Below are 26,862 nucleotides of genomic sequence, written 5' to 3' on the forward strand. Positions count from 1 at the left end.
AACTTACATGAGATAAGTATTTAAATTAAAGTGCATTTAGCTTACAATAAAGGCAAGACCAATTAAAGGGGGATATTTTTTGAAAGTAATCGGAAAAATAGCAGCATTTGTCGGTTGTATCGTTGGAGTAGCTGCTGTTTTTTATTTAGTTTTACAGCTTGTATTACCGCAGAAACAAGAATTGGACCCAGTCAAAAAAGTTACCGCTAAAGTGGAACGAGCTACTACCAAAAAAGCCAAACCGACCCTGACCTTGACTGCTTTAGGTGATTCTTTGACTTTTGGTGTGGGTGATACCACAGATAAAGGTGGTTATGTTGGCTTGATCAAGACCAAGCTCGAGCAAAAACAAGCTCTAACGGTGACCACACACAATTACGGCAAGACTGGTGATCGTAGTGATCAGATAAAACAACGTGTGCTTGATTCAAAACAGCTCCAGTCAGATCTTAAAAAGGCTGATGTGATTACGATGACGGTCGGCGGGAACGATCTAATGAAAGTTCTTCAACAAAACTTCAATAGTTTAGCTGAAAATAAACTCAGTAATGCAATGCCTAAAGCTAAAACTGAATATGCAGCTAATTTACAGAGTTTATTAGCGACTGTGCGGCAATATAACAAAACTGCACCGATCTTCTTGATCAGTGTCTACAATCCATTTTATGTATATTTTCCGACTTTAACACAAATGCAACAATATACTGATGAATGGAATGAAGTTGCTAAGGATACTATTAAAAATGAGTCGAAGATCTATTTTGTGGATGTAAATAAGCGGCTATCTGAGGGGCAATATTACGGTAGATCGAAGGCAACACTGCAAAAAAATGCGACGACCGATCTAAATGATGTTGCTGATAGTAAACTTGAGCAACTTTTAAGTGATGATAAGGAGAAAAATGACTATCTATCTGATGAAGATCATTTTCATCCTAACGATAAAGGTTATCGCTACATCACTTCTAGACTATATCAAGTGATGCTCAAACATAAAAGTACATGGTTAGAGGGTGAAAAATAAAATGAAACAAAATCCTTGGAAATGGGCGTTTGCGATCCTTTTAGGGCTAGTATTAGGCTTTATCGTCTTTGTTTGGTTTCAAGTAACGACTCCAAGCTCAGATCAAAAACAGATCGCAACGCAAACAACACAAAAACAAGGACAGTATGCCAATGTCAATGTTGTTTTGAATAAAGAGCAACTAAGTGCGGCTGTCAACTATTATCTACAACAAAACCAAAAGAAGGGTGCGATCAAGTACCGTTTCGTCTTGGATAAATCTGCGATCTTGATGGGGACGACAAAGATCTTAGGCAAAGATGTCTCCTTCACGCTATATGCGACGCCACAGCTTGACGATTCGGGAAATCTAGAACTAAAAACTAAATCAGTCGCGATCGGATCTTTGAATGCTCCACCAAGTTTTGTCTTAGGGTATATCAAAAATAATTACGATCTCGGTAAGTGGGCTAAGATCAATGCCTCCAAAGCAACGATCACCCTTGATCTAAATCAATTGACCAAAAAACAAGGGATCAAGATCCAAGGTGAAAAATTTGATCTCAAGCAAGATGATCTTCAATTTAAAGTCGCTTTCCCATTGAGTAATACTAATTAAAGGTAGGTAAATTTATGCGCGAAAGTTTTTATCGGTATTTGATGACTAAACGTGATCCCAATGGTGTAGATGAGATCAGTCATTTTGCCAATGCAGCGTTCTTTGATCAAGCTTTTCCTAAACATTCGGATGATTATCATGAGATCTCGCATTATCTCGAATTGAATGCGACTTATCTACCTTCAATGAGTGTTTTCGATGAAGCTTGGCAAGGATATTTGGAAGAGGTAATTTAAGTGGAAAAAGAGAAGCAAAAAGAACCAAAACTTAAAAGAGTGTTTTTACAAAAAAAGTACAATTTATTGACCACCGTGCTCGTTGCAGTTTGTGTCGCCTTGCTCAGTGGTGGTGGCGTGTTTTGGCTGATGGATCGTCAGGTAAAGGGGCTCGAGTCGGCTAACCAAGCAATGGGCAAGATCAATACGGTCTATAATGCCCTTTACTACAACTATTATAAAGATGTCAGTCAACAAAAACTGGTTGATGGTGCTTTAAATGGGATGGTCGAGGCTTTAGGTGATCCCTTTACCGAGTATATGAATGCGACTGAAAGTCAAGAATTAAATGATTCGATCTCGGGAAGTTTTGGCGGTATCGGCGCCCAAGTGCAAAAAAGTGGTTCAGAGATCAAGATCATGTCACCGATTGCAGGGACACCAGCTGCTAAAGCCGGTTTGAAAGCAAATGATGTTATCGTCAAGATCGATGGCAGATCGACTAAGGATTACTCCTTGAATAAAGCTGTTTCATTGATGCGGGGTAAAGTTGGGACTAAGGTTTCAGTTACGATCAAGCGGAATGGAACGACTTTCACGAAGACTTTGACGCGGGCTAAGATCCCAGTTAAAACAGTTGAGGGTAAATTAGCTACTGAAGATAAGCAGGTCGGTTATATTCAAGTAACTTCATTTTCTGAAAATACTGCCAAAGAATTTAAACAAACAGTCCAAAGCTTGCGCAAAAAAGGGGCTAAGTCCTTTATCATCGATGTACGTAATAATCCAGGTGGCTTGATGGATCAAGCTTTAGCGATGTCTTCAATGTTTGTTGAAAACGGCAAACCGATCTTACAAGTTGTTGGCCGTGATGGCAAGCCAACGGTCTATAAGGCAAGTAATGAACTGGATGACGGTTTCAAGGTCAAGGAAAAATCGATCGTCTTGATCAATGGCGGCTCCGCTAGTGCTTCAGAGATCTTTGCGGCGGCACTCAAACAATCAGGTAACAATGTCACTTTGATCGGAACTAAGTCCTATGGTAAAGGAACAGTTCAAAATACGCTACCATTCAAAGATAAGACTGAATTGAAATTAACGATCGCTAAGTGGTTGACGCCAGATGGAACTTGGATCCATAAAAAAGGGATCAAGCCAGATGTCGAAGCGGATTATCCGGATGTTGCCTACTTGACTGCGATCGATACAGCTAAAACCTATCAAGAAGGACAAAATTCAAAGCAGATCAAGAATTTGCAACAGATGCTGGTCTTTTTAGGCTATGATTTGGATGAAAAATCAGGTTACTTTAATGAGCAAACTAAGCAAGCTGTTGAAAAATATCAAACAGATAATGGGCTAACAGTTACCGGAACGGCTGATAAAGCAACCGTTGAAAGTATTGAAGCCAAAGTTGCTCAAAAAGTCACCGAATCAGACAATGCCTACCAAAAAGCTGTCGAAAAATTAAGTGAATAAATTTTTTAACGGGACGTCTCAAAACAGACGCCCGTTTTTTATCTTTACAAGAATTATGTTACAATATGGGTGTATTTTTCAGAAAGGGACGTAGAGATCATCATGAAAGTACATGTAGATAAACAAAAACTCAAAAAATGGAGTGGTCCCTTCGTATTGGCGCTCGTAATAGCGCTCTTCATTCGCTTTTTTTTAGTCACCCCTTTGGAGGTCAATGGCAATTCGATGTTACCGGCACTTCATGATCATGATGAAGTCTTGGTGCGACATTACGGTACGATCAAGCGTTTTGATATCGTCACTTTCAAGCTCGCTAATGGTGAAACTTATATCAAACGGGTGATCGGGTTACCTGGTGATGAGATCAAATATGAAAATAATCAGCTTTATGTAAATCAAAAGAAGGTCCCAGAAAAATTTCTAACGGATCCAAATTTGGGTGAAACTTCAGATTTTACATTGGATGATTTTTTTACGACTACTAAAGTCCCAGCGCGTAAATATTTTGTATTGGGAGATAATCGCCGGATCAGTCAAGATTCGCGTACTTTAGGGATGGTCGATGAAACGTGTATCTCAGGACGAGCCTGGATCATTTACTGGCCTATCTGGCATTTTAAAGTACTATAAGGCATGGTATAATAGCAAAAGCTGATTTAATTTTATGAAAGGATGCAAAAACATGGCAATTATTCAATGGTTCCCTGGTCACATGGCCAAAGCCTTACGTCAAGTCAAAGAAAACCTCAAACTGGTGGATGTCGTTTTGGAATTAGTCGATGCTAGACTACCTGAATCATCACGTAATCCCCAGTTAAAGGATCTATTACAAGACAAGCCAAGTATTATCGTGCTGACGAAAATGGACTTAGCTGATCCTAAGGAAACCCGTAAATGGATCGAGTATTACGAAAAAATGGGACAACCTGCTGTAGCGATCAACAGTGTTCAAGGTTCATTAAAAGTGATCGATAAGAAGATCAAAGAAGTCTTAGCTGAAAAATTAGCAAATAAAAAAGCACGCGGGATCTTATCGCAACGCATCAAAGTCATGTGTATCGGCATCCCTAACGTAGGAAAATCTACGTTATTGAATCATTTGGTCAAAAAAAATGTTGCTCAAGTTGGCAATCGCCCTGGGGTCACCAAGTCGCAGCAATGGTTGAAAGCTGGCAAAGATCTCCAATTATTAGATACACCGGGGATCTTGTGGCCGAAGTTCGAAGATCCGATCGTGGGTAAAAAGCTAGCTTTGACGGGTGCGATCAAGGATACTTTATATGCAAAAGATGATGTTGCGTTATATGAGATCGAAGAATTCAGTGCAAAAAATCCACAAGCTTTGATCGAACGCTATAAGATCGACGAAGAACTTTTGGAATTGCCGACAGTTGAAGTTTTACTGGAACTGACGCGTAAATTGGGCTTTAAAGATGACTATGAGCGCGCAAGTGAACGTTTGATCTTTGATTGTCGCAAGGGCAAGTTAGGACGTTATACTTTGGATGACGTTCCTAAAGATCCAGCTAAAGTTTAGATCATATTCGAGAGGGACTTGCAGTAGCATGCCCCTCTTAATTTATTAATTGGGGGAATTATTTTGGCATACACGATCGCACAGATCAAAGCGCTATTAAAGGCTGAGCCTAGCGCTGAAATGTTAGCAGAATTGAAAAACGACCCACGTAAAGGTGTTCAGACTGCCTTAGCAACGTATTATAAACAAAAAGAAAAACAGGCACAAAAGCTAGTCAAATTTAAAGAACGCTTGCGTTTAGAAAAACAACTATGGAATAATGACGTTGAATACGTTGCCGGGATCGACGAAGTCGGTCGCGGCCCTTTGGCTGGTCCAGTCGTTACAGCAGCAGTGATCTTACCGCATGATTTTCAATTAGTTGAAGTCAATGATTCAAAGCAGTTATCTGAAAAAAAACGTGAAGAACTTTATAGTAAAATTTTAGAACAAGCGGTCGCGGTAGCCGTTGGAGTAGCCGAAAATGATCTGATCGATGAAGTCAATATCTATCAGGCAACTCGGATCGCAATGAAAGAAGCTTTGGAAGCTTTAACGATCAAACCGGGGCATATTTTGATCGATGCGATGCAGATCGATACTGACATCCCGCAAACAAAATTGATCAAGGGCGACGCTAAATCAGTTTCGATCTCAGCCGCTAGTATCGTTGCTAAAGTCAATCGTGACCACTTGATGAAATTTTACGATACGGTATATCCAGGCTATGATCTAGGTAATAATGCTGGCTACGGGACGCCTAAACATTTGGCTGGTCTAGCTCAAAAAGGAGTCACTCCGATCCATCGTAAGACATTTGAACCAGTTGTTAAATATTTAAGCAAATAAACTCATACCTTTTGCGTATTTATATAGCGAGAGGTGTTTTTCATGAACGAATTAGAATTTTTCTTGCTGAAGCTACATTTATGTAACCTAGATCTTAAAAATGAATTACGGGTCGTTCGTTATATGCTTTCATTTGAGCGTTGGCCCTAGTAAAGATGAACTTTTTTTACTTCTAAAATTAGGACAAACGCAAAAAAATGATCTATGGGATGCTCTACAAAGTAAACAATTAGCGCAAAAGGTCCGCCAAAATCTAAAGGTCAGTCATTTTTTGACGATTTTAGATAAGCGCTACCCGTCACAATTACAGGAAATATACTCACCACCGGTCGTTTTGTTTTATCAAGGTGATATCGAACTGTTGGATTCTAAAAAACTCTTAGGTGTAGTCGGAGCACGGCAATGTAGTTCATATGCACTGCAAGCCTTGACTTAATTATTACCTAACGTGATCCAACAACAACTTGTCCTTGTCAGTGGGTTGGCCAAGGGAGTTGATGGTCTTACTCATCAGTTGGCTTTGAAACACCACGGAAAAACGATCGCTGTGATCGGTAATGGCCTAGATATCAGTTACCCAAGCTGTAATCGTGCTTTACAAACACAGATCGCACATGCTGGACTGTTGCTCAGTGAATATCCTTTGGAAAGTCGGCCGTTGAAATACCATTTTCCTTTGCGTAATCGGATCATTGCAGGATTGTGCCAAACAGTGTTAGTCGTTGAGGCAAGACATCACAGTGGCAGTTTGATCACCGCTAATCTTGCACTACAAGAAAATCGCAATGTTTTAGCTTTACCTGGGCGCATAAATGATATCAATTCGATGGGATGTAATGAGTTGATCGCAGCTGGAGCCAAACCAGTCCTGAATAGTAATGATATCTTAGAAGAATTTATTTAGGTAAGGTGAACAATAGCTGAGAAATGTTCAAACTGCTTGACAAAGTTAGTTTAAATAGCATAACATGAGTATCGAATTTCGTGACTGGTCGATCGATCGTGTCAGCAGATATTTTTAAATCAAGACTATATTATGAGGGAGTTGTTGGTATGCCGAGGTCTACAACTGGGTCTGCTACCAAAAAGAAAACAAAACGCAAAGTAAAAAAAAATTTAGTGATCGTGGAATCACCTTCTAAGGCTAAAACGATCGAAAAATATTTAGGCTCACGCTATAAAGTTATGGCTAGTTTAGGGCATATTCGTGACTTACCTAAGAGTAAGATGGGGGTCGATGTTGAAAATAACTACGAACCACATTACATTTCGATCCGCGGTAAAGGTGATGTGATAAAAGAACTAAGAAAAGAAGCCAAAAAGGCTGCTCACGTTTATCTCGCAGCCGATCCGGACCGTGAAGGAGAAGCGATCGCATGGCACTTATCCTATCTTTTAGGGCTTGATCCAAAAGATAAAAACCGGGTCGTGTTCAATGAGATCACTAAAGATGCGGTTAAAAATGCTTTTAAAAACCCACGGGCGATCGATATGAATTTAGTTGATGCTCAACAAGCTAGGCGGGTTCTTGATCGTTTAGTAGGTTACTCGATCTCACCACTATTATGGGCTAAGATCAAAAAAGGGCTATCAGCTGGGCGTGTGCAATCGATCGCTTTAAACTTGATCATTCAACGTGAACAAGAGATCAAAGCTTTTAAGCCTGAAGAATATTGGACTTTAGATGCTCAATTCAAAAAGGATAAAGCTAAATTCGATGCTAGTTTCTATGGCTTAGACGGCAAGAAAGCTGAGCTAAAGAACAACGAAGCAGTGCAAAATGTTTTAGCTAAGTTAGACACTAAGAAGCCATTTACTGTTTCAAGTGTTACTAAGAAGGAACGTAAACGGATGCCACAGCCACCATTTACGACTTCGACGTTGCAACAGACTGCAAACAACACATTGAAATTCAAGACACAAAAGACGATGATGGTGGCCCAACAACTCTATGAAGGGATCAGTTTAGGCCGTGGCGGTGCTGTTGGGTTGATCACGTATATGCGGACCGACTCAACACGGATCTCTAGTGTAGCAAAGCATGAAGCTTCGACCTTTATTCATGAAGAATATGGTGAAGAGTATGCAGCTTTAAAGCCACGTAAGGCTAAACTATCTGAAGGAGCACAAGACGCCCATGAAGCGATCCGACCTTCTTCAGTTATGCGGACCCCTAAATCGATCGAGAAATATTTGACTAAAGATCAAATGAAACTCTATTCTTTGATCTGGTCACGGTTTGTGGCAAGTCAGATGACACCGGCGATTGTCGATACGATGCGCGTCGATCTAACGCAAAATGGTGTGACTTATCGTGCAAATGGATCAAAACTAAAATTTGATGGTTTTACTAAGGTCTATGCTGAATCCAAGCGCAAAGATAATGTCTTACCAGACCTAAAAGAAGCTGATGAAGTTTTAATGGTCAAAAATCAACCTAATCAACACTTCACCTTACCACCAGCTCGTTATACTGAAGCTAGTTTGATCAAGACGCTCGAAGAAAATGGGGTCGGACGTCCTTCAACGTATGCGCCAACGCTAAATGTCATCCAAAAGCGTTACTATGTAAAATTAGCTGCCCGTAAATTCGAACCAACGGAATTAGGTGAGATCGTTGATAAGATGATCCAGGAATGCTTCCCTGATATCTTAAATGTTGATTTTACGGCTAATTTGGAAGGACAGCTAGATGAGATCGAAGAAGGTAAACAAGAATGGGTCTCCATTATCGACGAATTTTATCAACCATTCTCTGATGAGGTCAAAGAAGCTTCTGAAAAATTAGCTAAGGTCACGATCAAAGATGAACCAGCTGGTTTTAACTGTGAGATCTGTGGTGCCCCAATGGTCGTCAAAATGGGACGCTATGGTAAGTTTTACGCTTGTAGCCGGTTCCCAGATTGCCGTAACACCCAAGCAATCATCAAACAGATCGGGGTAAAATGCCCAGTTTGTGGCAAGGGACAAGTTGTTGAACGTAAATCCAAGAAGAATCGTGTTTTCTATGGCTGTTCGCGGTATCCAGACTGCGAGTTTGTTTCTTGGGACAAGCCGGTCGGTAGAAATTGCCCTAAATGTGACCACTATCTAGTCTATAAAAAGACGAAAAAGGGACAACAAGTTAAGTGTCCAAATGGTGACTATGAAGAAGCCATTCAAAAATAACTAAGGAGTAAAATAATGACAACTACTAGCATTAATGTTATTGGTGCCGGTTTAGCCGGCAGTGAAGCCGCTTGGCAGATCGCCAAACGTGGCCTCAAGGTTCGACTTTATGAAATGAGGCCTGAGAAAAAGACCCCAGCCCACCATACACAAAATTTTGCTGAATTGGTCTGCACTAACTCGTTGCGTGCAAATCAATTAACAAATGGTGCGGGGTTGTTAAAAGAAGAGATGCGGCGCTTAGATTCGATCATCATGGAGGCAGCCGATACACATAACGTTCCCGCTGGTGGAGCGTTAGCCGTTGACCGCGAAACGTTCTCGAGTGCGATCACAGAAAAATTGACAAATCATCCTAATGTGGAAGTTATCCGAGAAGAATTGACTGAGATCCCAGAAGGATTAACGGTCATTGCGACTGGACCATTGACTTCTGATCCATTGGCGCAAGCGATCAAGCGTTTAACCGACGATGAAGGTCTATATTTCTATGATGCCGCTGCTCCGATCGTTGAAAAATCATCCCTTGATATGGATAAGATCTATTTGAAATCACGTTACGATAAAGGCGAAGCAGCTTATCTCAACTGTCCAATGACAGAAGAAGAATTCTACAATTTTTATCATGAGTTGATCAATGCTGAGATGGCTGAATTACATGACTTTGAAGATCAAAAATTCTTTGAGGGCTGTATGCCGATCGAACAAATGGCTTCGCGTGGTGAAAAGACGATGCTTTTTGGTCCTTTAAAACCAGTTGGCCTAGAAGACCCTAAAACGGGTAAAGAACCTTTTGCCGTCGTTCAATTACGGCAAGACAATGCTGCGGGTAACTTATATAACCTTGTTGGGTTCCAGACGCATCTCAAGTGGGGCGAACAAAAACGGGTCTTTTCAATGATCCCAGGGCTAGAAAATGCTCAATTTGTCCGTTATGGTGTGATGCATCGCAATACTTACTTGCGTTCACCAGAATTTTTAAATGCAACATATCAAACTAAAAAGCGTGCTGATCTATTATTTGCAGGTCAAATGACAGGTGTCGAAGGCTATGTTGAAAGTGCAGCTAGCGGACTTTATGCAGGGATCAATGCAGCCTTGATCGCTCAAGGTAAAGAACCAGTCGTTTTCCCAGAAGAAACGATGATGGGGGCAATGGCTCACTATATCACCCATGCTAGTCCTAAGCATTTCCAACCGATCAATGCAAACTTTGGGATCGTCCCACGTTTGGAAAAACGTATCCGTGAAAAACGCGAACGCAATTTAGCTTTATCACAGCGTGCGTTAGCTGTTTTAGAAGAATTTAAAACAACAGCTGATATTTAAAGAAAGAATAAAAACTCGTATTTCTCGTGTGAGATGTACGAGTTTTTTAGTGTGCTTATCACTTTACACGAACATACTTTCGTTTTAGAATATACATGTTCATAGACGAAGAGATATCTCAAACGTCTAACCTTAAGAAAGTTTAAAAGTTTTAGACATATACGTATTTAGGAGCTTGACTAACATTGACCAATATTAGAAAATAGCTTTAGATAGGTGAAGGAGCAAGCAAATGGAAAAAAAGTGGATCACAGAATTTAAAGAATATCTTCGCGTCGAACGCCAATATTCGCCTAAGACGATCACTGCTTATTTAGAAGATGTTACTGAATTTGAGCAATTTTTAGCTGACAGTGGTCATCCTAAATCATTTGCAGCGATCACGACTTTTGATGTTCATGTCTTTATGAGTGAGCTTTACGATAAAGATCTCAAAATGAGTAGCATTTCGCGTAAAGTCTCAAGTCTACGGGCGTTTTATCGTTTTTTGTTGCGCAATGGATATGTGACTAAAGATCCTTTTGCATATGTGCAGATCAAACAAAATCCACGGCGCTTGCCACGGTTCTTTTATGAAAAAGAACTCGAGCTTTTATTTGAGGAAACAAGGCGCCCGGATAAGCTTTCGTTACGCGATAACGCCCTGCTTGAAACACTTTATTCGACAGGGATGCGGCTCAGTGAGTGTACTGGGCTCAAGCTTGAAGATATCGACTTTGAACTAAAAACGATGCTTCTTCACGGAAAGGGACGCAAGGATCGGTATGTGCCATTTGGGTCATACTGTTATACTTCACTTAAACGTTATTTGGCGAAGTCACGTAAGCCACTGATGGCTAAATACAAACGTGACCATGATCATGTTTTTGTGAACCATCATGGTGATCCCTTGACAGCTGCTGGTGTCTCTTATGTTTTAGACCAGATCGTTAAGCGCAGTTCGCTTTCGAGCACGATCCATCCCCATGAATTGCGGCATACCTTTGCCACACATTTGTTGAGTAATGGGGCAGATCTACGAGCGGTCCAAGAACTTTTAGGCCATAGTAGTTTATCGACCACACAAATATATACACACGTTACGCCGGAACACTTACAACGAGATTATCGGAAGTTCTTTCCACGAGCGTAAATTTAGGAGGAATTTACATGTCTGTTTCATTTCACGCAACTACGATCTGTGCTGTGCGCCACAATGGGCATACTGCGATGGCCGGGGATGGTCAAGTTACCATGGGCGAAAAAGTCATCATGAAAGGTTCTGCTCGTAAAGTTAGGCGGATCTACGATAATAAAGTCGTAGTTGGTTTTGCTGGAAGCGTTGCTGATGCTTTTAACTTGGAAGATAGATTTGAAAAAAAGCTCAATCAATATAGCGGAAATTTACAACGAGCAGCTGTTGAATTGGCCCAAGAATGGCGCAGCGACCAAGCTTTGCAAAAACTTGAAGCCTTATTGATAGTGATGGATAAAGAAAACTTACTATTGGTCTCAGGATCAGGTGAAGTCATCGAACCTGATGATAATGTTTTAGCGATCGGTTCTGGTGGAAATTACGCCTTTGCAGCAGCTAAAGCGATGACAGCTTATGCTAAAGATCTAAGTGCAGCTCAGATCGCTCAAAATGCGATCTCGATCGCTGGTGATATTGATATTTTCACCAATCACAATATCATCGTAGAAGAACTTTAATCAAGGAGTGACAGATTTCTATGGAACATAGTGAAAAAACACCTAAACAAATCGTAGCTGAATTAGATAATTATGTTATTGGCCAAGATCAGGCTAAAAAAGCGATCTCGATCGCTTTACGTAACCGTTACCGTCGAATGCAATTGCCCGAAGACATGCAAGAAGAGATTACCCCTAAAAACCTCATGATGATCGGGCCTACTGGGGTGGGTAAGACTGAGATCGCACGTCGTTTGGCTAAAATCGTTGATGCACCATTCATCAAAGTCGAAGCAACAAAATTTACTGAAGTTGGTTACGTTGGTCGCGATGTTGAATCAATGGTGCGTGATCTAGTCGAAGTTGCTTACAAGATGGAACAAGATGAACTCTTTAAAAAGGTCAGAAGTCAAGCTGTCCAAAAAGCAGATAAACGCTTAGTAAAATTATTAGTTCCAGCTCAAAAACAACAAACCCGTCAAAATGAACAAGAAAACTTCATGCAGTTCATGCGTGATCTCCAAAGTGGTAAAATGCCAAACATGCCAGGGATGCAAGGTGCTGAAGAAAACGAAACCGTAACCGAGGGCGTTAAACGTGAACGCTCCAGTGTGGCTGAAAAACTCCAACGTGGCTTACTTGAAAATGAAGAAGTTACGATCCAAATGGAAGATCCTGCCCAAAAATTCCAAGGTGCTGATGGAATGTTAGGCCAAATGGGCTTAGATCTATCGGATACATTAGGTTCACTAGCACCTAAACGGATGGTGACCCGCACGATGCCAGTCAAAGAAGCTCGTGAAGTATTTGTGCGTGAAGAATCAGAAAAACTGATGAATACTGCTGATGCAGCTAATGCAGCGATCAAACGTGCAGAAAATACTGGGATCATCTTTATCGACGAGATCGATAAGATAACTTCAAAATCGCAACAAAATGCAGGTGAAGTCTCACGTGAAGGGGTCCAACGTGATATCTTACCGATCGTTGAAGGTTCGCAGATCAAAACTAAGTACGGGATCATTAAGACCGATCACATCTTGTTTATCGCTTCAGGTGCATTTGCTCAAAGTAAACCAAGCGATCTGATCGCTGAATTACAAGGACGTTTCCCGATCCGAGTTGAATTAGAAGACTTGAGTAAAGACGATTTCGTTAAGATCTTGACTGAACCTAATAACGCATTGATCAAGCAATATATTGCGATCATTGGGACTGATAACATTAAGGTCACATTTACGATCGAAGCGATCGAAAAAATCGCCGAGATCGCCTATCGTGTAAACCATGAGACCGATAATATCGGAGCACGCCGCTTACACACGATCTTAGAAAAATTACTCGAAGATTTACTCTTTGAAGGACCAGACATGCAAATGGGTGAGATCACGATCACAGAAGCGTATGTTGAAGAAAAAGTAGGTAAGATCGTGGCTGATAAGGATCTTAGTCAATATATCCTATAGTCCGAACGTTTCGGTGATACTTAAAAGTGTTTCCTCGGGTATTTTCGAGAATTTGCCGAATTATATTTTGAAATGTACCTTATATAGTTCGATAATAACACAAAAACAGCACTTCCAATTTATATGGAAGTGCTGTTTTTTTTATTATCTAGTTAGAAAGTATCGATCGTGTAGTTAGCTTCAAAAACTTGTTGTCCATTTAACTTATTGATCGCATATTTTGTTTTAAAATCGCCATCAGTATCCAAAGTATCAGATAAAGCCCACCAAGGTTCGAGGCAAACAAAATCACCTTCAGCTGGGTAACTTGACCAGATACCCATTGCTTTAGCATCAGTCGTTGTGATCGTTACGCCATGGCCATGGTGTTTACTTACTAAGCTGATCTCATTTGGTTCTTGGGCGAGATCATAGATAAGAGCATCATTTTTAAATAGATCATGGCTAACGGGCAAGGTTGCTGCGCCAGTCGTGATGTGTTCTAGATCGATAAAACCATCGACCAGCGGGATGCGCGGATAACTCTCTTTAGGACTTAGGCGAACTTCGTAATCTTGATAAGTATCGGTTGCTTTTAGTTTAGTTGAAAAAGCAGGGTGTGCACCTAAGCCAAAATACATTTCTTTAGTACTTGGATTGATCACGCGGTAGCTTACTTCAAGCTTAGTTTGTGTCAAATTATATTGAACTTGCAAAACAAACTCGAAAGGATATTTTTCAAGGGTCTGTTCATTAGAGCGTAATTCAAAACAAACTTCAGTTGGAGCTTGATGTAAGATCTCAAAATCCATATCACGGGCAAAACCGTGTTGTGTCAAGTGATAGCTTGTTCCATCAACTTGATATGTATCATCTTTTAAACGTCCTTCGATCGGGAAAAGAACCGCTGAGTGCCGTTTCCAGTACTTACTATCGCCACTCCACATATATTCAAACCCATTTTCCTTAGAGATTAAACTAGCTAATTCAGCCCCGTGTTCATTGATCACGACGCGTAATTTTTCATTTTCAAGCATAACTGCCATTATAATATCACCTCAACTTCATTATAGCACACAAAAAAAGCGTATCTGGGTAACTGTAGCCCCAAAGATACGCTTTTATTTATTTTGTTTTTGTTGTCGACGCTTATAACCTAGGCCAAATGGTACCATGTTTTCAGTCCCATTTTTGATCCGTTCAATGTTACCGTAGTGGCGAACAAAGACAAAAATCGTTAAAGTGATCGCAACGACTGAAAGTAGGGCATCTTTAAAGAAAAATGATACGATCGTGATCAGTAAAAAGCCTAGCATGCTAGCGACACTGACCATACTGGAGATGTAAAGTGTTACTAAAAAGATCAGCCAAGCAATAACAAAGAATAATGGATTATAAACTAATAAGACACCCACACTCGTAGCAACAGCCTTACCACCCTTAAAACCGGCAAAAATCGGAAAGACATGCCCAACGATCGCTGCCAGACCGATCAATAGTGGGTTAGCAGTGGAATGAAATAGGAAAGGTAATAGGGCAGCTAAAGTTCCTTTAAATATATCCATCAATAAAACGATCGTCCCAGCTTTTTTTCCTAGGACCCGAAATGTATTGGTCGTTCCCATATTACCACTACCGTAATCGCGAACATCTTTACCATACATCAGCTTCCCGATCCAAACACCTGATGGGATGGAGCCTAAAAGATAGCCAATGATCAACATCAAAATGATCTTTAATGTCTCTGACAAAAAAATTCCTCCTCTAAAAAGCAATACGTTCTATTGTACTGGCTTTTGAACATAAATTCAATAATGATCAGAAGATATAATTGAAAATAACAAAGACCCCAGCCGCTAAAAAGCCTAGACCAATCACCATAGTCATTGCCTTTAATTCACCAGGTGCTTCATCCCAAGCGACATTTTTTTCATTAGCAGTCAAAGCACCAGTATGGCGCAAAATAGCCATTGTAAAACCGGCGATCAAAAACATTAAGCTCATTAGGCCATAACCGATCAAAGAAATTAGCGGTAATGTGGCTAAATTCCCGATCACCAGTAAGATAACACTTAGTAACAAGCCAAGTGCAAAGAGCAAACGTCCATTCATATGATAAATTCTCCTTAAAATTAGTCTTATAGATATTATTACACTTTTTTAACGGCTTAACAAATGTTTGAGTAATTTACATAAAAAACTTGTGTTGTATTCAAATAAATAAATCGTTAAAATACATCTTGTACACAAGTTTTACCTCGCAATAAATTGGAGGAGAAATTTTGAAGATCAAAAAGATCATTTTAAGTTTCGTGGCTTTTATGCTACTAGGGATGTCAACGGCGCAGGCTAAGACGAATTTGGGCGACCAAAACACGATGGCAGTTGCATGGTATCAAACTTCAGCTGAAGTAAAGGCGTTGTATTTGCAGGGGTATAATGTTGCTCGCAATAATCTGGCAACTAAGCTTGCAACTCCGTCAGAAAAGCCGAAAGCTATCATTTTAGATATTGATGAAACGGTCCTAGACAATTCACCATATCAGGCGTATAACGCTTTAAATAATAGATCCTATCCCCATGGTTGGGATCAGTGGGTCAGAGCGGCTAAGGCTAAGGCTGTACCAGGAGCAAAAGACTTTTTGAATTATGCTAATGAGCAAGGAGTTCAAATTTATTATGTCAGCGATCGGGAACAGAGCCAATTAAAGGCAACGATCAAGAATTTAACGGCCGAAGGGTTGCCACAAGCCGATCGTGAGCATATCTTGCTCAAACAAAAGCAAGATAAGACTAAAGAACAACGGCGCCAACAAGTGGCACAAAAGGCTGATGTTATCATGCTGTTTGGCGATAATCTTTCTGATTTTAACGATCCAGCCGAAAACACTGTCGCAAAACGCACAAATGATGTTATGCAAAATGCGGCGCAATTTGGGGATAAATACATCATTTTACCTAATCCGATGTATGGTAATTGGGAAGCTGCACTATATAACAATAATTACCAACAGAGTGATTCTAAAAAGAGTAAGTTACGTAAATCACATTTAACTTACTTCGATCCAAAAACTAATAAGGTAAAACAAACGACTGTAACTACTAAATAATGAGCTAAAACTTGTGTACTTGAAAATTTGAATCTATCTCGGTCAGCCTGCAAGCTAGTAGGCTGACCTTTTGTAGTTTACTGGTAATTGTCCCTTAAATATATTAATATATTTAGATATAGTGTTGTTGGGATATAAAAGTGAAGGGGTAACGTAATAGACTGGAATCAAAGGAGGCGATATTTTTTGCGATTCTTTTATGGGATCATAGAGTCATTCACGAATTTCATGGGCTGTCTGTTCAGCTTGTTTTGGATCGGATTTTTGATAATGCTGACCTATGTATATCTCAAGGTAGCATTTAATATCTAAATTGTTTTGACTTAATTAAGGAAGGTGGGATTTAATGCGCTTCTTTTTTGGTGCCATGGAATCATTTGCAAGCGTAGTTGGTTGCATTTTTAGTTTGCTTTGGTATGGTATACTATTTTTTATAGCGATAGCACTTTTGCGCTGGGCGTTAGGTATCTAACGAAGGTGGTTACATATTTAAATTAGATATTGGCTGACCAGGAGAGTAGGTCGGCTTTTTTTTTGCAGTTAATATTGATATTCACCCAATATATTCTAGTTTACATAATATACATTATAAAAAGTAGTTTTGGTAGCTAAAATAAACAGTTAGTATTATATACATAACTGTTTATTTTAGCTAGACCTTGATCACTAGCTCATCAGTATCGAGCCAGACTTCTTGACCTAGCGGGATCGTAAATATTGGCTGTGTATGTCCAAAATCTAGATCATACATTACAGGTATCCCTTTTAGGATCGGAAATTTGTCCAAGACGTATAACAAGCGTTGCTCTGTCATCTGTGATATTTTGGGAAAACGCCCTAATAAAAGCGCGCGTGGCCGTTTAGCTAGTTGTAACACTTGAGCTAACAACCTAGAAAAGTCGAGCCAAGTTTCACCATCATCTGCAAATTCAAGCAAAATTATCTTATCCTCAAAATCTGGTTGGTATTGCGTTCCAGCTAATAAAAACAACGTGTTGACATTGCCCCCCAACTGTTACACTACGGACACGTCCTGGTGTATAAATCTTCCAATCAGTTGGATAAAATGTCCGCTTGCTGTCGGATAAAAACCATTCATCGCTTGACCAGGTCTGTGATGGTCGGAGCTCGTAATGCTTTTTGGTCAGTGCTTGTAGGAAATTGTTATCTTGATAAGCCCCTGCTTTATCCAGCATTTTCAGTGTTATGTAAGCGGGTCCATAGTAGGTAACTAGCCCTGTTTTAGCTGTGATCGCATTAGCCAGCGCCGTGAAATCAGAAAAACCACAGATGATCTTGGGATTATTGGCTATCAGATCAAAATCTAGGTATGGTAATAACTCGTTTGAGGTAAACCCACCGATCACTGTTTGGATCGCTTTGACATTAGGATCGCTAAATGCCGCATGAATATCCTCTATCCGCTCAGAAATGCTGTTAGTGCCATCTAAAGTCATCCCTGAGGTGATCACCAAAAGTGACCTTAAATCCCATCTGGGTCAATTTTTCCTGTGCTATTTGATTAGCAGCAAGCCCACCGACACAATCAAGTGTCCGACTAGGAGTAATGATCCTGATCTCATCATTTTGTTTCAAACGTGCGGGTATCAGCATAAACATTCCTACTTTCTAAAAGATATTGAACAAATTTTAGCATATAAATCGTCTAAAATAAAAAATATCGACCCTAAGCCACTTGACTTGAGGTCGATATTAGTTAATCACCATATGAATTGATATATTCGTGGGCATCATTCCAAAATGGAACTTTGACAACGCCTAAGATCTTAGAACGCGGGACAAAGCCATAGGAGCGGCTGTCATTGGAGACTTCACGATTATCACCTAAAACAAAGTACTCATCTTTAGGGACCGTGAATGAACGTCCAGTACCAAGTGTCACACCTTTATCTTCGGCACTTGCGATCGATAAAGTTCCTTCTTTTTGTTGCTCAGTAGTGATATACCCTTGAGATTGGAATTTTCCGTTAACATAGAGTTTACCATCATTTTTGTATTCGATCTTGTCACCAGGCAAACCGATGACCCGCTTGACGTATTTTGTAACGTCGGTCACACCAGGACGGTCATCGACGCCTTTAGCACTGAAAACAACGACAGTATCACGTTTTATCTTAGCATGTTTTAACATGATCACACGTTCGTTATTTTGTAGATTGGGATACATCGATAAGCCATCGACTTTGACCAATGATAATAGGAATGTATTGATCAAAAGTGCGATAAGTAGTCCGATAACAACGGGCCAGACCCATCCCATGATATTTTTAAATGTTGACATCTAGTTTTTCCTCCAACGTTTTTAAGTATTTAAAGCTGTTAACTTGTTCCAAAGCATTAGTCTGATCTTTTAAGACGATCTCAAAGATATTGGTCGCATCTTCATTCAGTAGAGGTAAGATATTTTCCCAAGCGATCTTTCCCTTACCAAGTTCTAAGCTATCATGTGTTTGCCCTAATGAGTCAACTAAATGATAATGAACGATATTTTGCTTCAAACGAGCTAAGGCGGTCATTAATTTAGCGTTATCCCCCTGCCACTTGATAAAGCAATGCGATGTATCAAAGGCTAAGCGATAATCATGAGCTAAGATCTTGGCATCTAACGCTTCATCCCCATAATAAAATACCGGTGAGATCGAATTTTCAAACATCACATGCTCTTTACCGAGATCTTTAAAATGGTCTAAGCGCTTAAAAACGTATTCTTCAGCATGCGCTAAATCAGGATATAAACTGAGAAATTCAGCCGTTTGGCGCGAATAAGACCCATGGATCAACACTTGAACATTTTTGTCATAAGCTAATTGTAACAAATCTAAGGAACTTTGCTCAATAAATCGATACAATTCTGGCAATTTAGCTTCGGGTGTCAAAAGTTCAGTAAAATACTCCCGGTAACGCATGGGGTGATGTAATACGATATGATTTATTCCCGCATCTTTGACTTGATCGATACCATAGGCCAGACGCTTTAGTCCATCCCTAGTAAAGTCGTTTTCAGCGGTGTAGAATTCAAAGACATTGGGCTGATATTGTAGACGATCCTTGATCTGTTCAGGGTCAGAACTAGCTTTCAAGCCTAAATCGATTTTTTTCATAAAATCAGCTCCTCCTCAAAAAACTGGATAGGTCATACTACCGATCCAGTTTAAAACATATATTATTATTTATCGATATCTTCCATCCAACCAAGTGCGAGTGCATTTTCACCTAAATGCGTCCCGATAACAGGCCCAAAATAGCTGATCTCGATCGAATTGTTTGGATATTTTTTAGCAAGTTTAGCTTGCCATTCTTTAGCTGCTTCTTCGTTGTTAGCGTGGATCACGAGCATCTTGATCGGATAAGTTAGATCTTTTGTATCTTCTTCAAATAGATCTTCTACGCGTTTTAAAGCACGTTTAGATGAACGAACTTTATCAAAAGCTACGATCTTGTCGGTCTCATCATCAAAAGTCAAGATCGGTTTGATCTTAAGGACACTACCGACAAAAGCTGCAGCATTAGATAAGCGACCACCACGCACTAAGTTTTGTAGGTCGTCAACGACAAAATATTCATTGGTCGTTTTCTTTAAATGATCTAAACGAGCTAAGATCTCATCTAGGTCTTTACCTTGTTTAGCCATCCGAGCTGCTTCGATCGCTAAGTAACCCATCAACATAACGGTGATCTCAGAATCCACAGGTACAACTTGGATATTATCGACTGTGTCTTTAACCGTTTCCAAAGTTTGAACTAGCCCTGAGATCGTACCTGCTAAATGAATGCTGATCACGGCATCATAGTCTTGGTCACCTAAGGACTCGTAAAGTTCGATCAATTTGCCGATCGGTGGTTGTGAGGTACTAGGGAAAGTTTCCGAAGTCCGTAGCTTTTCATAAAATTCTTCAGTAGTAATATCAATACCTTCATCATAGCTTTTACCATCGAGAATAAACGGGATAGGAACGATATGGATATCATTTTCTTTGATCTGTTCTGTGCTGAGATAGGCTGTACTGTCGGTAACAACAGCTATTTTCATAAAATTACACCTACTTTAATTATTATTGCAAATCCTATCATAACACACAAATAAGCTAGTTACTAGCACAGTTCTTACTTGTGCGCGTTCAATAAGCCACTTCAAACGGGCTTTAAAAATAAATTATATCATTTAGATAGCCAACTTTACACAGATAACTTTGCTCTTTTCTGAAATAAAGGCTACAATATTAAGTGAAACTTTTTTAAAGGAGGCTTTTAACATGGCATTTGATGGTATTTTTACCCGTGCAATGGCTAACGAATTAAATGAGCTTCTCTTAGATGGACGCGTGATGAAGATCTCGCAACCCTACGCCAATGAAGTCATCCTAACGATTCGCCAAAATCGCCATAATTATCCTGTTTTATTATCGGCACATCCCAATTATGCGCGTGTTCAGGTCACTGAGATCCCCTATACTAATCCCCCAGTCCCGACTAATTTTACGATGGTCTTACGTAAGTATTTAGAAGGTGCTAAACTCGTTAAACTGGAGCAATTGAACTGTGATAGAGTTCTCAATTTCTACTTTATGACTCGAAATGAACTCGGGGATCGGTTGCCGTTGGTCTTAAGTATTGAGATCATGGGACGTTATAGCAATATCATTTTAGTCGAACAAGAGACCAATAAGATCTTAGACACGGTAAAGCATGTCGGGATGGATCAAAACCGTTATCGGACCCTTTTACCAGGGGCTACCTATAAAACGCCCCCGGCTCAAACTAAAATTGATCCTTTTTTAGATCCAGATAAACTTTATTTAGCGCTAGTCAAAGAGTATCCGAATCGTGAAGTCTTAGCTACGCAACTTATCAAGACTTATCAAGGTCTATCGCGGCAAAGTGCCCTCCAATTAGCTAAGATGCTACACGAAGATCAAGATATAAGCGCTAGTTTTAACGCTTTTTTTGAACAAACTAAGCATCCCCAAGCTAATATCTTTACCGAAAAAAATAAGCTAGCCTTTGATATCTTTACGCACCATACGACCCAACAAGAGTTTGCGACTTTAAGTGAGATGCTCGATAGTTACTACCAAGAAAAAGCAGTACGCGATCGTGTCGCTCACCAAGGTGCAAAATTGATCCATGTCGTTAAAAAGGAACTGTCTAAAAATCAGACTAAGCTCAAAAAATTGACTAAAGAGCTCAAAAATACGGATAAAGCTGATGGTTTTCGGGTCAAAGGCGAATTGCTGACGACTTATCTTTACCAGGTAAAGCCAAATTCAACGAGTGTGACCCTACCTAATTATTATGATGATGAAAAGCCAGTTGAGATCATTCTCTCACCGCAAATTTCCCCAGCTCAAAACTCACAAAAGTATTTCAAAAAATACCAAAAGCTTAAAAATGCAGTTGCGCATATAGAGCAACAATTAGCTTTAACTAAAGCTGAGATCGCTTATTTAGAAAGTGTACAGATGCAATTAGAGTTAGCACAGCCAAGTGATCTAAATGACATCGAACTCGAATTACAAACAGCGGGTTATCTGACCCAAACTAAACAACAAAAAAAGCGTAAACCTAAATTGAGCAAACCAGAAAGCTTTGTTGCTACTGACGGGACCGAGATCTCAGTCGGTAAAAATAATTTGCAAAATGATCGTTTATCGTTAAAAACAGCCCAAAAAAATCACTATTGGCTCCACGTAAAAGACATCCCTGGCTCACATGTGATCGTGCATAGTGCTCAGCCGTCCGAGGAAACTTTACTACAAGCCGCTGGTCTAGCCGCTTACTATTCTAAGGCTCGAGGCTCAGCCAATGTTCCAGTCGACTATGTGCAAGTTCGGCACCTTAGAAAGCCTAATGGGGCTAAACCAGGCTTTGTGATCTATGAAGGCCAAAAGACCATTTATGTTACGCCAGACGAAGCATTAGTCGCTAAACTAAAAAAATAGATATATCAAAAAGAGTATGCTATCACTTTGGATAACATACTCTTTTTGATCATTCAGTTTCAGTCTCTTCTATTGTATAGAGTCTGATATTTTGTGGCTCACCCTCGGTCTTAGCATCAAACACGTAAGAACCATTGGAATAGCGTTCATTAAAGTTATGAGCATTTGGTTCCACGATGATCACTTTTTCAGTCGCAGTCATGACTTCTAAACGTTGGTCAGGTGCGATCAAAAACGCAGTGAACACGCGATGGGGTTTGCTCTTTAGTTCTCGTAAGATCTGGACTCCGCGGCGCGCTCGTGATGTCAGTGGGATCTCAGTGACTTTCATCTTTTTAAATGATCCGCGTGTCGTCAATAGTCCAAGCGCACTTTGCTCATCGGCCAATAAGACAGCCACCAAAGTATCATCCCGTAGATCCATACATTTGACCCCCGCTGCGCGTGCCCCAGTCGTTGGGACTTCAGCTAGATCATAACGTAGACCGTAACCGTTATAAGATACACAGACTAATTGTTTATTTTCAGTGGTGTAATACAACGAAATAACTTCATCGGTCGGCGTTTTGAGCGTGATATAACGACTAGCCCGTGATTTATACGTCCGTCCAGGTTTTAGATCAACAAGTGCAGTCTGCTTGATAAAGCCTTCTTTAGTTGCAAAGACAAAGTTTCCGGGTTCGTCTAAACTCTTGAAAACTTTAGCAAAAATGACCCGTTCATCTGCATCTAGACCTACAGTTTGCGAGAGATGTTCGCCCGTATCTTTAAAGCGGGCTTCAGTGATCTCGTGAACTGGACGATAGATCACATTTCCCTTATTGGTAAAGATAAAGAGATGATCTAACGTATTGACAGTCGTTTGTAGGACTGGTTCGTCATCTTCGCGTAAGCCATTATCATTAGCATCCGATGCGTTGAAAGAACGCAATGAGGAGCGCTTGACATAACCTTCCCGCGAGATCTGAACGATCACATCTTCTTGGGCAACTAAGACTTCAGTTTCGATCTTAAGTGAGGCGATCTTAGCTTGGATCTCAGTTTTACGCGGGGATGCGTACTTTTTAGCGATCATTTGTAATTCTTGGCGAATGACCTTATCTAATTCCTTAGGATCACTCAAGATCTTTTCGTATTTAGCAATCTCTTTTTTCAGCGCAGCCGCTTCTTTTTCAAGTTCAGTCACGTCAGTATTCGTTAAACGATACAATTGTAAGGCAACGATCGCATCGGCTTGTTTATCAGTGAAATCAAACTGTTGTACTAAATTCTTAGTAGCATCTTTACGGTTTTTAGAAGCGCGGATGACCTTAATGACTTGATCTAAGATCGATAAAGCTTTGATCAGACCAACAACGATATGCTCTCTTTGCTTGGCTTTATCTAGATCAAATTCAGTCCGTTTAGTCGTAACTGTTCGTTGATATTCTAAATATGAAGTCAAGATCTGTTTTAAGCCAACATGTTTAGGACGCATATGATCGATCGCGACCATGTTGAAGTTATATGAGATCTGAAGATCAGTATTTTTGAAGAGATAATTCAAGATCCCTTCAGCATTGGAATTTTTCTTCAGCTCGATCACGATCCGTAACCCGTCGCGGTCACTTTCATCCCGAACTTCGGCGATCCCTTCAACTTTTTTGAGTAAACGGATCTCATCTATTTTTTTGACTAAAACGGCTTTGTTGACTTCATAAGGGATCTCAGTGACTACGATCGCAGATTTCCCCCCACGGAGGGCTTCGATCTCGGTCTTAGCGCGTAACATCGCCCGGCCACGCCCAGTTTCATAGGCTTTCTTGATCCCATCTAATCCTTGTAAGATCCCACCAGTTGGAAAATCTGGTCCTTTGATAAATTGCATCAACTCTTCTAAGCTCGCTTCGGGATGTTTCATCAAGTAAATCGTTGCTTGGATCGTTTCGTCTAAGTTATGAGTCGGTATCTCAGTCGCATATCCCGCTGAGATACCCGTAGCACCGTTTACCAATAAGTTAGGGAAACGGGCCGGTAAAACAGTTGGTTCGTATTCCGTATCATCGAAGTTTAGGACCATATCAACTGTCTTTTTATCGATATCTTTAAGCATTTCAGCAGCGATCTCGGATAGACGTGCCTCAGTATAACGCATTGCAGCAGGCGGATCGCCATCCATTGAACCGTTGTTACCGTGCATTTCGATCAACGGTTCACGTAACTTCCAATCTTGACTCAAACGGACCATCGCTTCGTAGATCGAACTATCGCCGTGGGGATGGAAATTACCCATTACGTTCCCTACAGATTTAGCCGATTTTCTAAATGGCTTATCGAAAGTATTTTTATCTTCGTGCATTGCAAATAAGATCCGACGTTGCACGGGTTTTAAACCATCCCGAATATCAGGTAAGGCGCGTTCTTGGATGATGTATTTAGAGTAACGTCCAAAACGTTCACCCATAACGGCTTCCAAGGATAGTTCTTGGATATTTTGTTCAGACATTTATGAATTGCTCCTAACTATGCTTTATCTTCTGTTTCATGGGCTTTATTAGCTAAAGTCGTATCTAATAAGCTTCCATCTTCTTCCAGGGTGAACTGGACATTTTTCTCGATCCATTTGCGACGTGGTTCGACTTTATCACCCATCAAGGTCGTGACCCGCTTTTCAGCTAAGGCATCATCCTCGATCTTAACTCTGACCAAAGTTCTTGTTTCGGGATTCATGGTTGTTTCCCAAAGTTGATCAGCGTTCATTTCACCAAGACCTTTGAAACGTTGTAAGGTATAACCCTTACCGATCGCTTTAGCTTGTTTTTCCAATTCCTCGTCAGTCCACGCGTAACGTACTTGAAGTTTTTTGTTAACACTTTTTTGGAGCTTATATAATGGAGGTAAAGCGATATATACTCGCCCGGCATTGATCATTGGGCGCATGTATTTATAGAAGAAAGTCAACAATAGCGTTTGGATATGTGCACCGTCAGTATCAGCATCGGTCATGATGATGATCTTGTCATAGTTGGCATCTTCAAGCTCAAATTCAGCCCCGACACCAGCCCCGATCGTATAGATCATCGTATTGATTTCTTCATTTTTCAAGATATCTTGTAACTTAGCCTTTTGGGTATTCAAAACTTTCCCCCGTAACGGTAGGATAGCTTGGAATTTACGGTCGCGTCCTTGTTTAGCCGAGCCACCAGCTGAATCACCTTCGACAAGGAACAATTCATTGCGTTTAGCATTCCGTGATTGCGCTGGTGTCAATTTACCTGAGAGCAAACGATCTTTTTTATGCCGTTTTTTGCCATTGCGACTTTCATCACGCGCTTTCCGAGCAGCTTCCCGGGCCTCTCTAGCTTTGATGGATTTTTTGACCAGATCTTTAGCAAAATCTCCATTTTCCATCAAATAGTAGTTTAATTGCTCATTGACGATATTATCAACGATCGTCCGGGCTTCAGGGGTTCCCAGCTTACCCTTTGTTTGGCCTTCAAATTGTAATAATTCTTCCGGGATGCGCACAGAAACGATGGCCGAGAGCCCTTCACGCACGTCACTACCTTCAAGATTTTTATCTTTATCCTTTAAAAGACCAACTTTACGAGCGTATTCATTGAATGCTTTTGTCCAAGCGGCTTTCATCCCGGCTTCGTGTGTACCACCATCTTTGGTGCGGACGTTATTGACAAATGACATGATATTTTCTGAGTAACCGTCATTGTATTGACCAGCCACTTCAACTTCAACACCATCTTTTTGTCCTTCAAAATACATCACATCGCCTAATGTATCTTTATCTTCATTTAAATAGGAAACAAACTCTTTGATCCCTTCTTCAAATAAGAAAACATCTTGCGTATCTGTTCGTTCATCAGTCAAAACGATCTTGACACCTTTTAATAAGAAGGCTGATTCACGAAGACGTTCTGCTAAAGTATCATAGTTGAATTTGGTCGTCGAAAAGATCTCAGGATCAGGCTTAAAAGTGACTGTGGTCCCACTATTTTTCGTTGTTTTGCCTAATTTTCTGAGGGTCCCGACTGGTTGACCACCATCTTTAAAATCTTCTTCGTACTCAATACCATCACGCACTGTATTGACCGTCAAACTAGAAGAGAGTGCGTTTACGACCGAAGCCCCCACACCGTGAAGCCCACCAGAAGTTTTATAGTCACCTTGACCAAATTTACCCCCGGCATGCAACACTGTGAAAATAACTTCGACCGTTGGGATCCCCATCGCATGCATCCCAACTGGCATCCCACGACCATAATCAACGACTGTGATCGAATCATCGGGATGGATCGTGACGTCGATCTCTTTACCATAACCAGATAAAGCTTCGTCAACTGCATTATCGACAATTTCATAAACTAAGTGATGCAATCCACGACCATCAGTGGAACCAATATACATCCCTGGTCGTTTTCTAACTGCTTCTAAGCCCTTTAAGACTTGGATGGAGTCATCACCGTATTTTGCTTTACTCATACATTCATTTCCTTTATCAAAT

22 protein-coding genes and 2 pseudogenes are annotated in these 26,862 nt (G+C 40.4%); 15 read left to right on the forward strand and 9 right to left on the reverse strand.

All coding sequences use genetic code 11. From position 1 onward, the window contains the following. The first annotated feature begins 79 nt into the window (after positions 1-79). The 13 genes and pseudogenes from ABT996_RS00220 to hslU all read left to right on the forward strand — a co-directional run bounded on the left by ABT996_RS00220 (position 80) and on the right by hslU (position 13,315). Entirely contained in the window at positions 80-1,024 is a 945-nt protein-coding gene (locus tag ABT996_RS00220) for an SGNH/GDSL hydrolase family protein (RefSeq protein WP_035448316.1), read from the forward strand. A gap of 1 nt (position 1,025) precedes the next feature. After that, positions 1,026-1,622 carry a YpmS family protein gene (locus tag ABT996_RS00225; RefSeq protein ID WP_010689016.1) on the forward strand — a complete coding sequence of 199 codons (597 nt, stop codon included), beginning with the start codon at positions 1,026-1,028 and terminating at the stop codon, positions 1,620-1,622. A 14-nt stretch (positions 1,623-1,636) separates the two neighbouring features. Further along, positions 1,637-1,858, forward strand: a complete 222-nt coding sequence (locus ABT996_RS00230) for a YozE family protein (protein WP_010689018.1) — start codon at positions 1,637-1,639, stop codon at positions 1,856-1,858. Then, positions 1,859-3,316, forward strand: coding sequence for a S41 family peptidase (locus tag ABT996_RS00235; protein ID WP_035448314.1), 1,458 nt, complete (start codon positions 1,859-1,861; stop codon positions 3,314-3,316). 102 nt (positions 3,317-3,418) lie between these two features. Then, entirely contained in the window at positions 3,419-3,946 is a 528-nt protein-coding gene (lepB, locus tag ABT996_RS00240) for a signal peptidase I (protein ID WP_010689021.1), read from the forward strand. A gap of 52 nt (positions 3,947-3,998) precedes the next feature. Next, positions 3,999-4,853: a ribosome biogenesis GTPase YlqF gene (gene ylqF / locus ABT996_RS00245; protein ID WP_004047864.1), complete on the forward strand. Its 855-nt coding sequence runs from the start codon at positions 3,999-4,001 to the stop codon at positions 4,851-4,853. 63 nt (positions 4,854-4,916) lie between these two features. Beyond that, entirely contained in the window at positions 4,917-5,681 is a 765-nt protein-coding gene (rnhB, locus tag ABT996_RS00250) for a ribonuclease HII (RefSeq protein WP_035448312.1), read from the forward strand. A gap of 42 nt (positions 5,682-5,723) precedes the next feature. Beyond that, positions 5,724-6,585: pseudogene (gene dprA / locus ABT996_RS00255) on the forward strand (DNA-processing protein DprA). A gap of 149 nt (positions 6,586-6,734) precedes the next feature. Next, a complete protein-coding gene (gene topA / locus ABT996_RS00260; RefSeq protein WP_035448310.1) occupies positions 6,735-8,849 on the forward strand; it encodes a type I DNA topoisomerase in 2,115 nt (704 codons plus the stop codon). 15 nt (positions 8,850-8,864) lie between these two features. Continuing rightward, on the forward strand, positions 8,865-10,178 hold the full coding sequence (trmFO, locus tag ABT996_RS00265; protein WP_035448308.1) for an FADH(2)-oxidizing methylenetetrahydrofolate--tRNA-(uracil(54)-C(5))-methyltransferase TrmFO: 1,314 nt from the start codon (positions 8,865-8,867) through the stop codon (positions 10,176-10,178). A 232-nt stretch (positions 10,179-10,410) separates the two neighbouring features. Then, positions 10,411-11,310, forward strand: a complete 900-nt coding sequence (gene xerC, locus ABT996_RS00270) for a tyrosine recombinase XerC (protein WP_035448306.1) — start codon at positions 10,411-10,413, stop codon at positions 11,308-11,310. 17 nt (positions 11,311-11,327) lie between these two features. Further along, positions 11,328-11,870: an ATP-dependent protease subunit HslV gene (gene hslV, locus ABT996_RS00275; protein WP_010689035.1), complete on the forward strand. Its 543-nt coding sequence runs from the start codon at positions 11,328-11,330 to the stop codon at positions 11,868-11,870. Positions 11,871-11,890: 20 nt separating this feature from the next. After that, positions 11,891-13,315, forward strand: coding sequence for an ATP-dependent protease ATPase subunit HslU (hslU, locus tag ABT996_RS00280; protein WP_010689036.1), 1,425 nt, complete (start codon positions 11,891-11,893; stop codon positions 13,313-13,315). A gap of 152 nt (positions 13,316-13,467) precedes the next feature. Here the strand turns inward: hslU and ABT996_RS00285 are convergent, their stop codons facing one another. From ABT996_RS00285 to ABT996_RS00295, 3 genes are all read right to left on the reverse strand, one after another. Then, positions 13,468-14,340 (reverse strand): aldose 1-epimerase family protein, encoded by an 873-nt coding sequence (locus ABT996_RS00285; protein ID WP_035448303.1) that lies wholly within the window; start codon positions 14,338-14,340, stop codon positions 13,468-13,470. Positions 14,341-14,415: 75 nt separating this feature from the next. Next, on the reverse strand, positions 14,416-15,018 hold the full coding sequence (gene plsY, locus ABT996_RS00290; RefSeq protein ID WP_033193018.1) for a glycerol-3-phosphate 1-O-acyltransferase PlsY: 603 nt from the start codon (positions 15,016-15,018) through the stop codon (positions 14,416-14,418). A 94-nt stretch (positions 15,019-15,112) separates the two neighbouring features. Further along, positions 15,113-15,406, reverse strand: coding sequence for a hypothetical protein (locus ABT996_RS00295; protein WP_010689041.1), 294 nt, complete (start codon positions 15,404-15,406; stop codon positions 15,113-15,115). 170 nt (positions 15,407-15,576) lie between these two features. Here ABT996_RS00295 and ABT996_RS00300 point away from each other — a divergent pair, with 170 nt between their 5' ends. After that, a complete protein-coding gene (locus tag ABT996_RS00300; protein WP_103050391.1) occupies positions 15,577-16,404 on the forward strand; it encodes a 5'-nucleotidase, lipoprotein e(P4) family in 828 nt (275 codons plus the stop codon). Between the two features lie 652 nt (positions 16,405-17,056). On the opposite strand, the pseudogene ABT996_RS00305 reads toward ABT996_RS00300, so the two are convergent. The 4 genes and pseudogenes from ABT996_RS00305 to ABT996_RS00320 form a co-directional block, all read right to left on the reverse strand. Next, positions 17,057-18,018, reverse strand: a pseudogene (locus tag ABT996_RS00305) (S66 family peptidase). A 103-nt stretch (positions 18,019-18,121) separates the two neighbouring features. Further along, complete coding sequence (gene lepB, locus ABT996_RS00310) at positions 18,122-18,706, reverse strand: signal peptidase I (RefSeq protein WP_010689047.1); 585 nt, start codon at positions 18,704-18,706, stop codon at positions 18,122-18,124. Beyond that, positions 18,693-19,526, reverse strand: coding sequence for a TIM barrel protein (locus ABT996_RS00315; RefSeq protein WP_010689048.1), 834 nt, complete (start codon positions 19,524-19,526; stop codon positions 18,693-18,695). Before ABT996_RS00315 ends, lepB (ABT996_RS00310) begins: the two co-directional genes overlap by 14 nt. A gap of 65 nt (positions 19,527-19,591) precedes the next feature. Beyond that, the gene (locus ABT996_RS00320) at positions 19,592-20,455 is read right to left on the reverse strand and encodes a DegV family protein (protein ID WP_035448300.1); all 864 of its coding nucleotides are present in this window, start codon (positions 20,453-20,455) and stop codon (positions 19,592-19,594) included. A 223-nt stretch (positions 20,456-20,678) separates the two neighbouring features. Between ABT996_RS00320 and ABT996_RS00325 the strand changes: the two genes are divergently transcribed. Next, positions 20,679-22,364, forward strand: a complete 1,686-nt coding sequence (locus tag ABT996_RS00325; RefSeq protein WP_035448298.1) for an NFACT RNA binding domain-containing protein — start codon at positions 20,679-20,681, stop codon at positions 22,362-22,364. Positions 22,365-22,413: 49 nt separating this feature from the next. Here the strand turns inward: ABT996_RS00325 and parC are convergent, their stop codons facing one another. Both parC and parE read right to left on the reverse strand, forming a co-directional pair. After that, entirely contained in the window at positions 22,414-24,849 is a 2,436-nt protein-coding gene (parC, locus tag ABT996_RS00330) for a DNA topoisomerase IV subunit A (protein ID WP_035448297.1), read from the reverse strand. Positions 24,850-24,866: 17 nt separating this feature from the next. Then, entirely contained in the window at positions 24,867-26,840 is a 1,974-nt protein-coding gene (gene parE / locus ABT996_RS00335; protein WP_010689052.1) for a DNA topoisomerase IV subunit B, read from the reverse strand. Between the last annotated feature and the right edge of the window lie 22 nt (positions 26,841-26,862).

Source organism: Ligilactobacillus sp. RTP31139st1_D10_RTP31139_211217 (assembly GCF_040226755.1).
Lineage (GTDB): Bacteria > Bacillota > Bacilli > Lactobacillales > Lactobacillaceae > Ligilactobacillus > Ligilactobacillus animalis.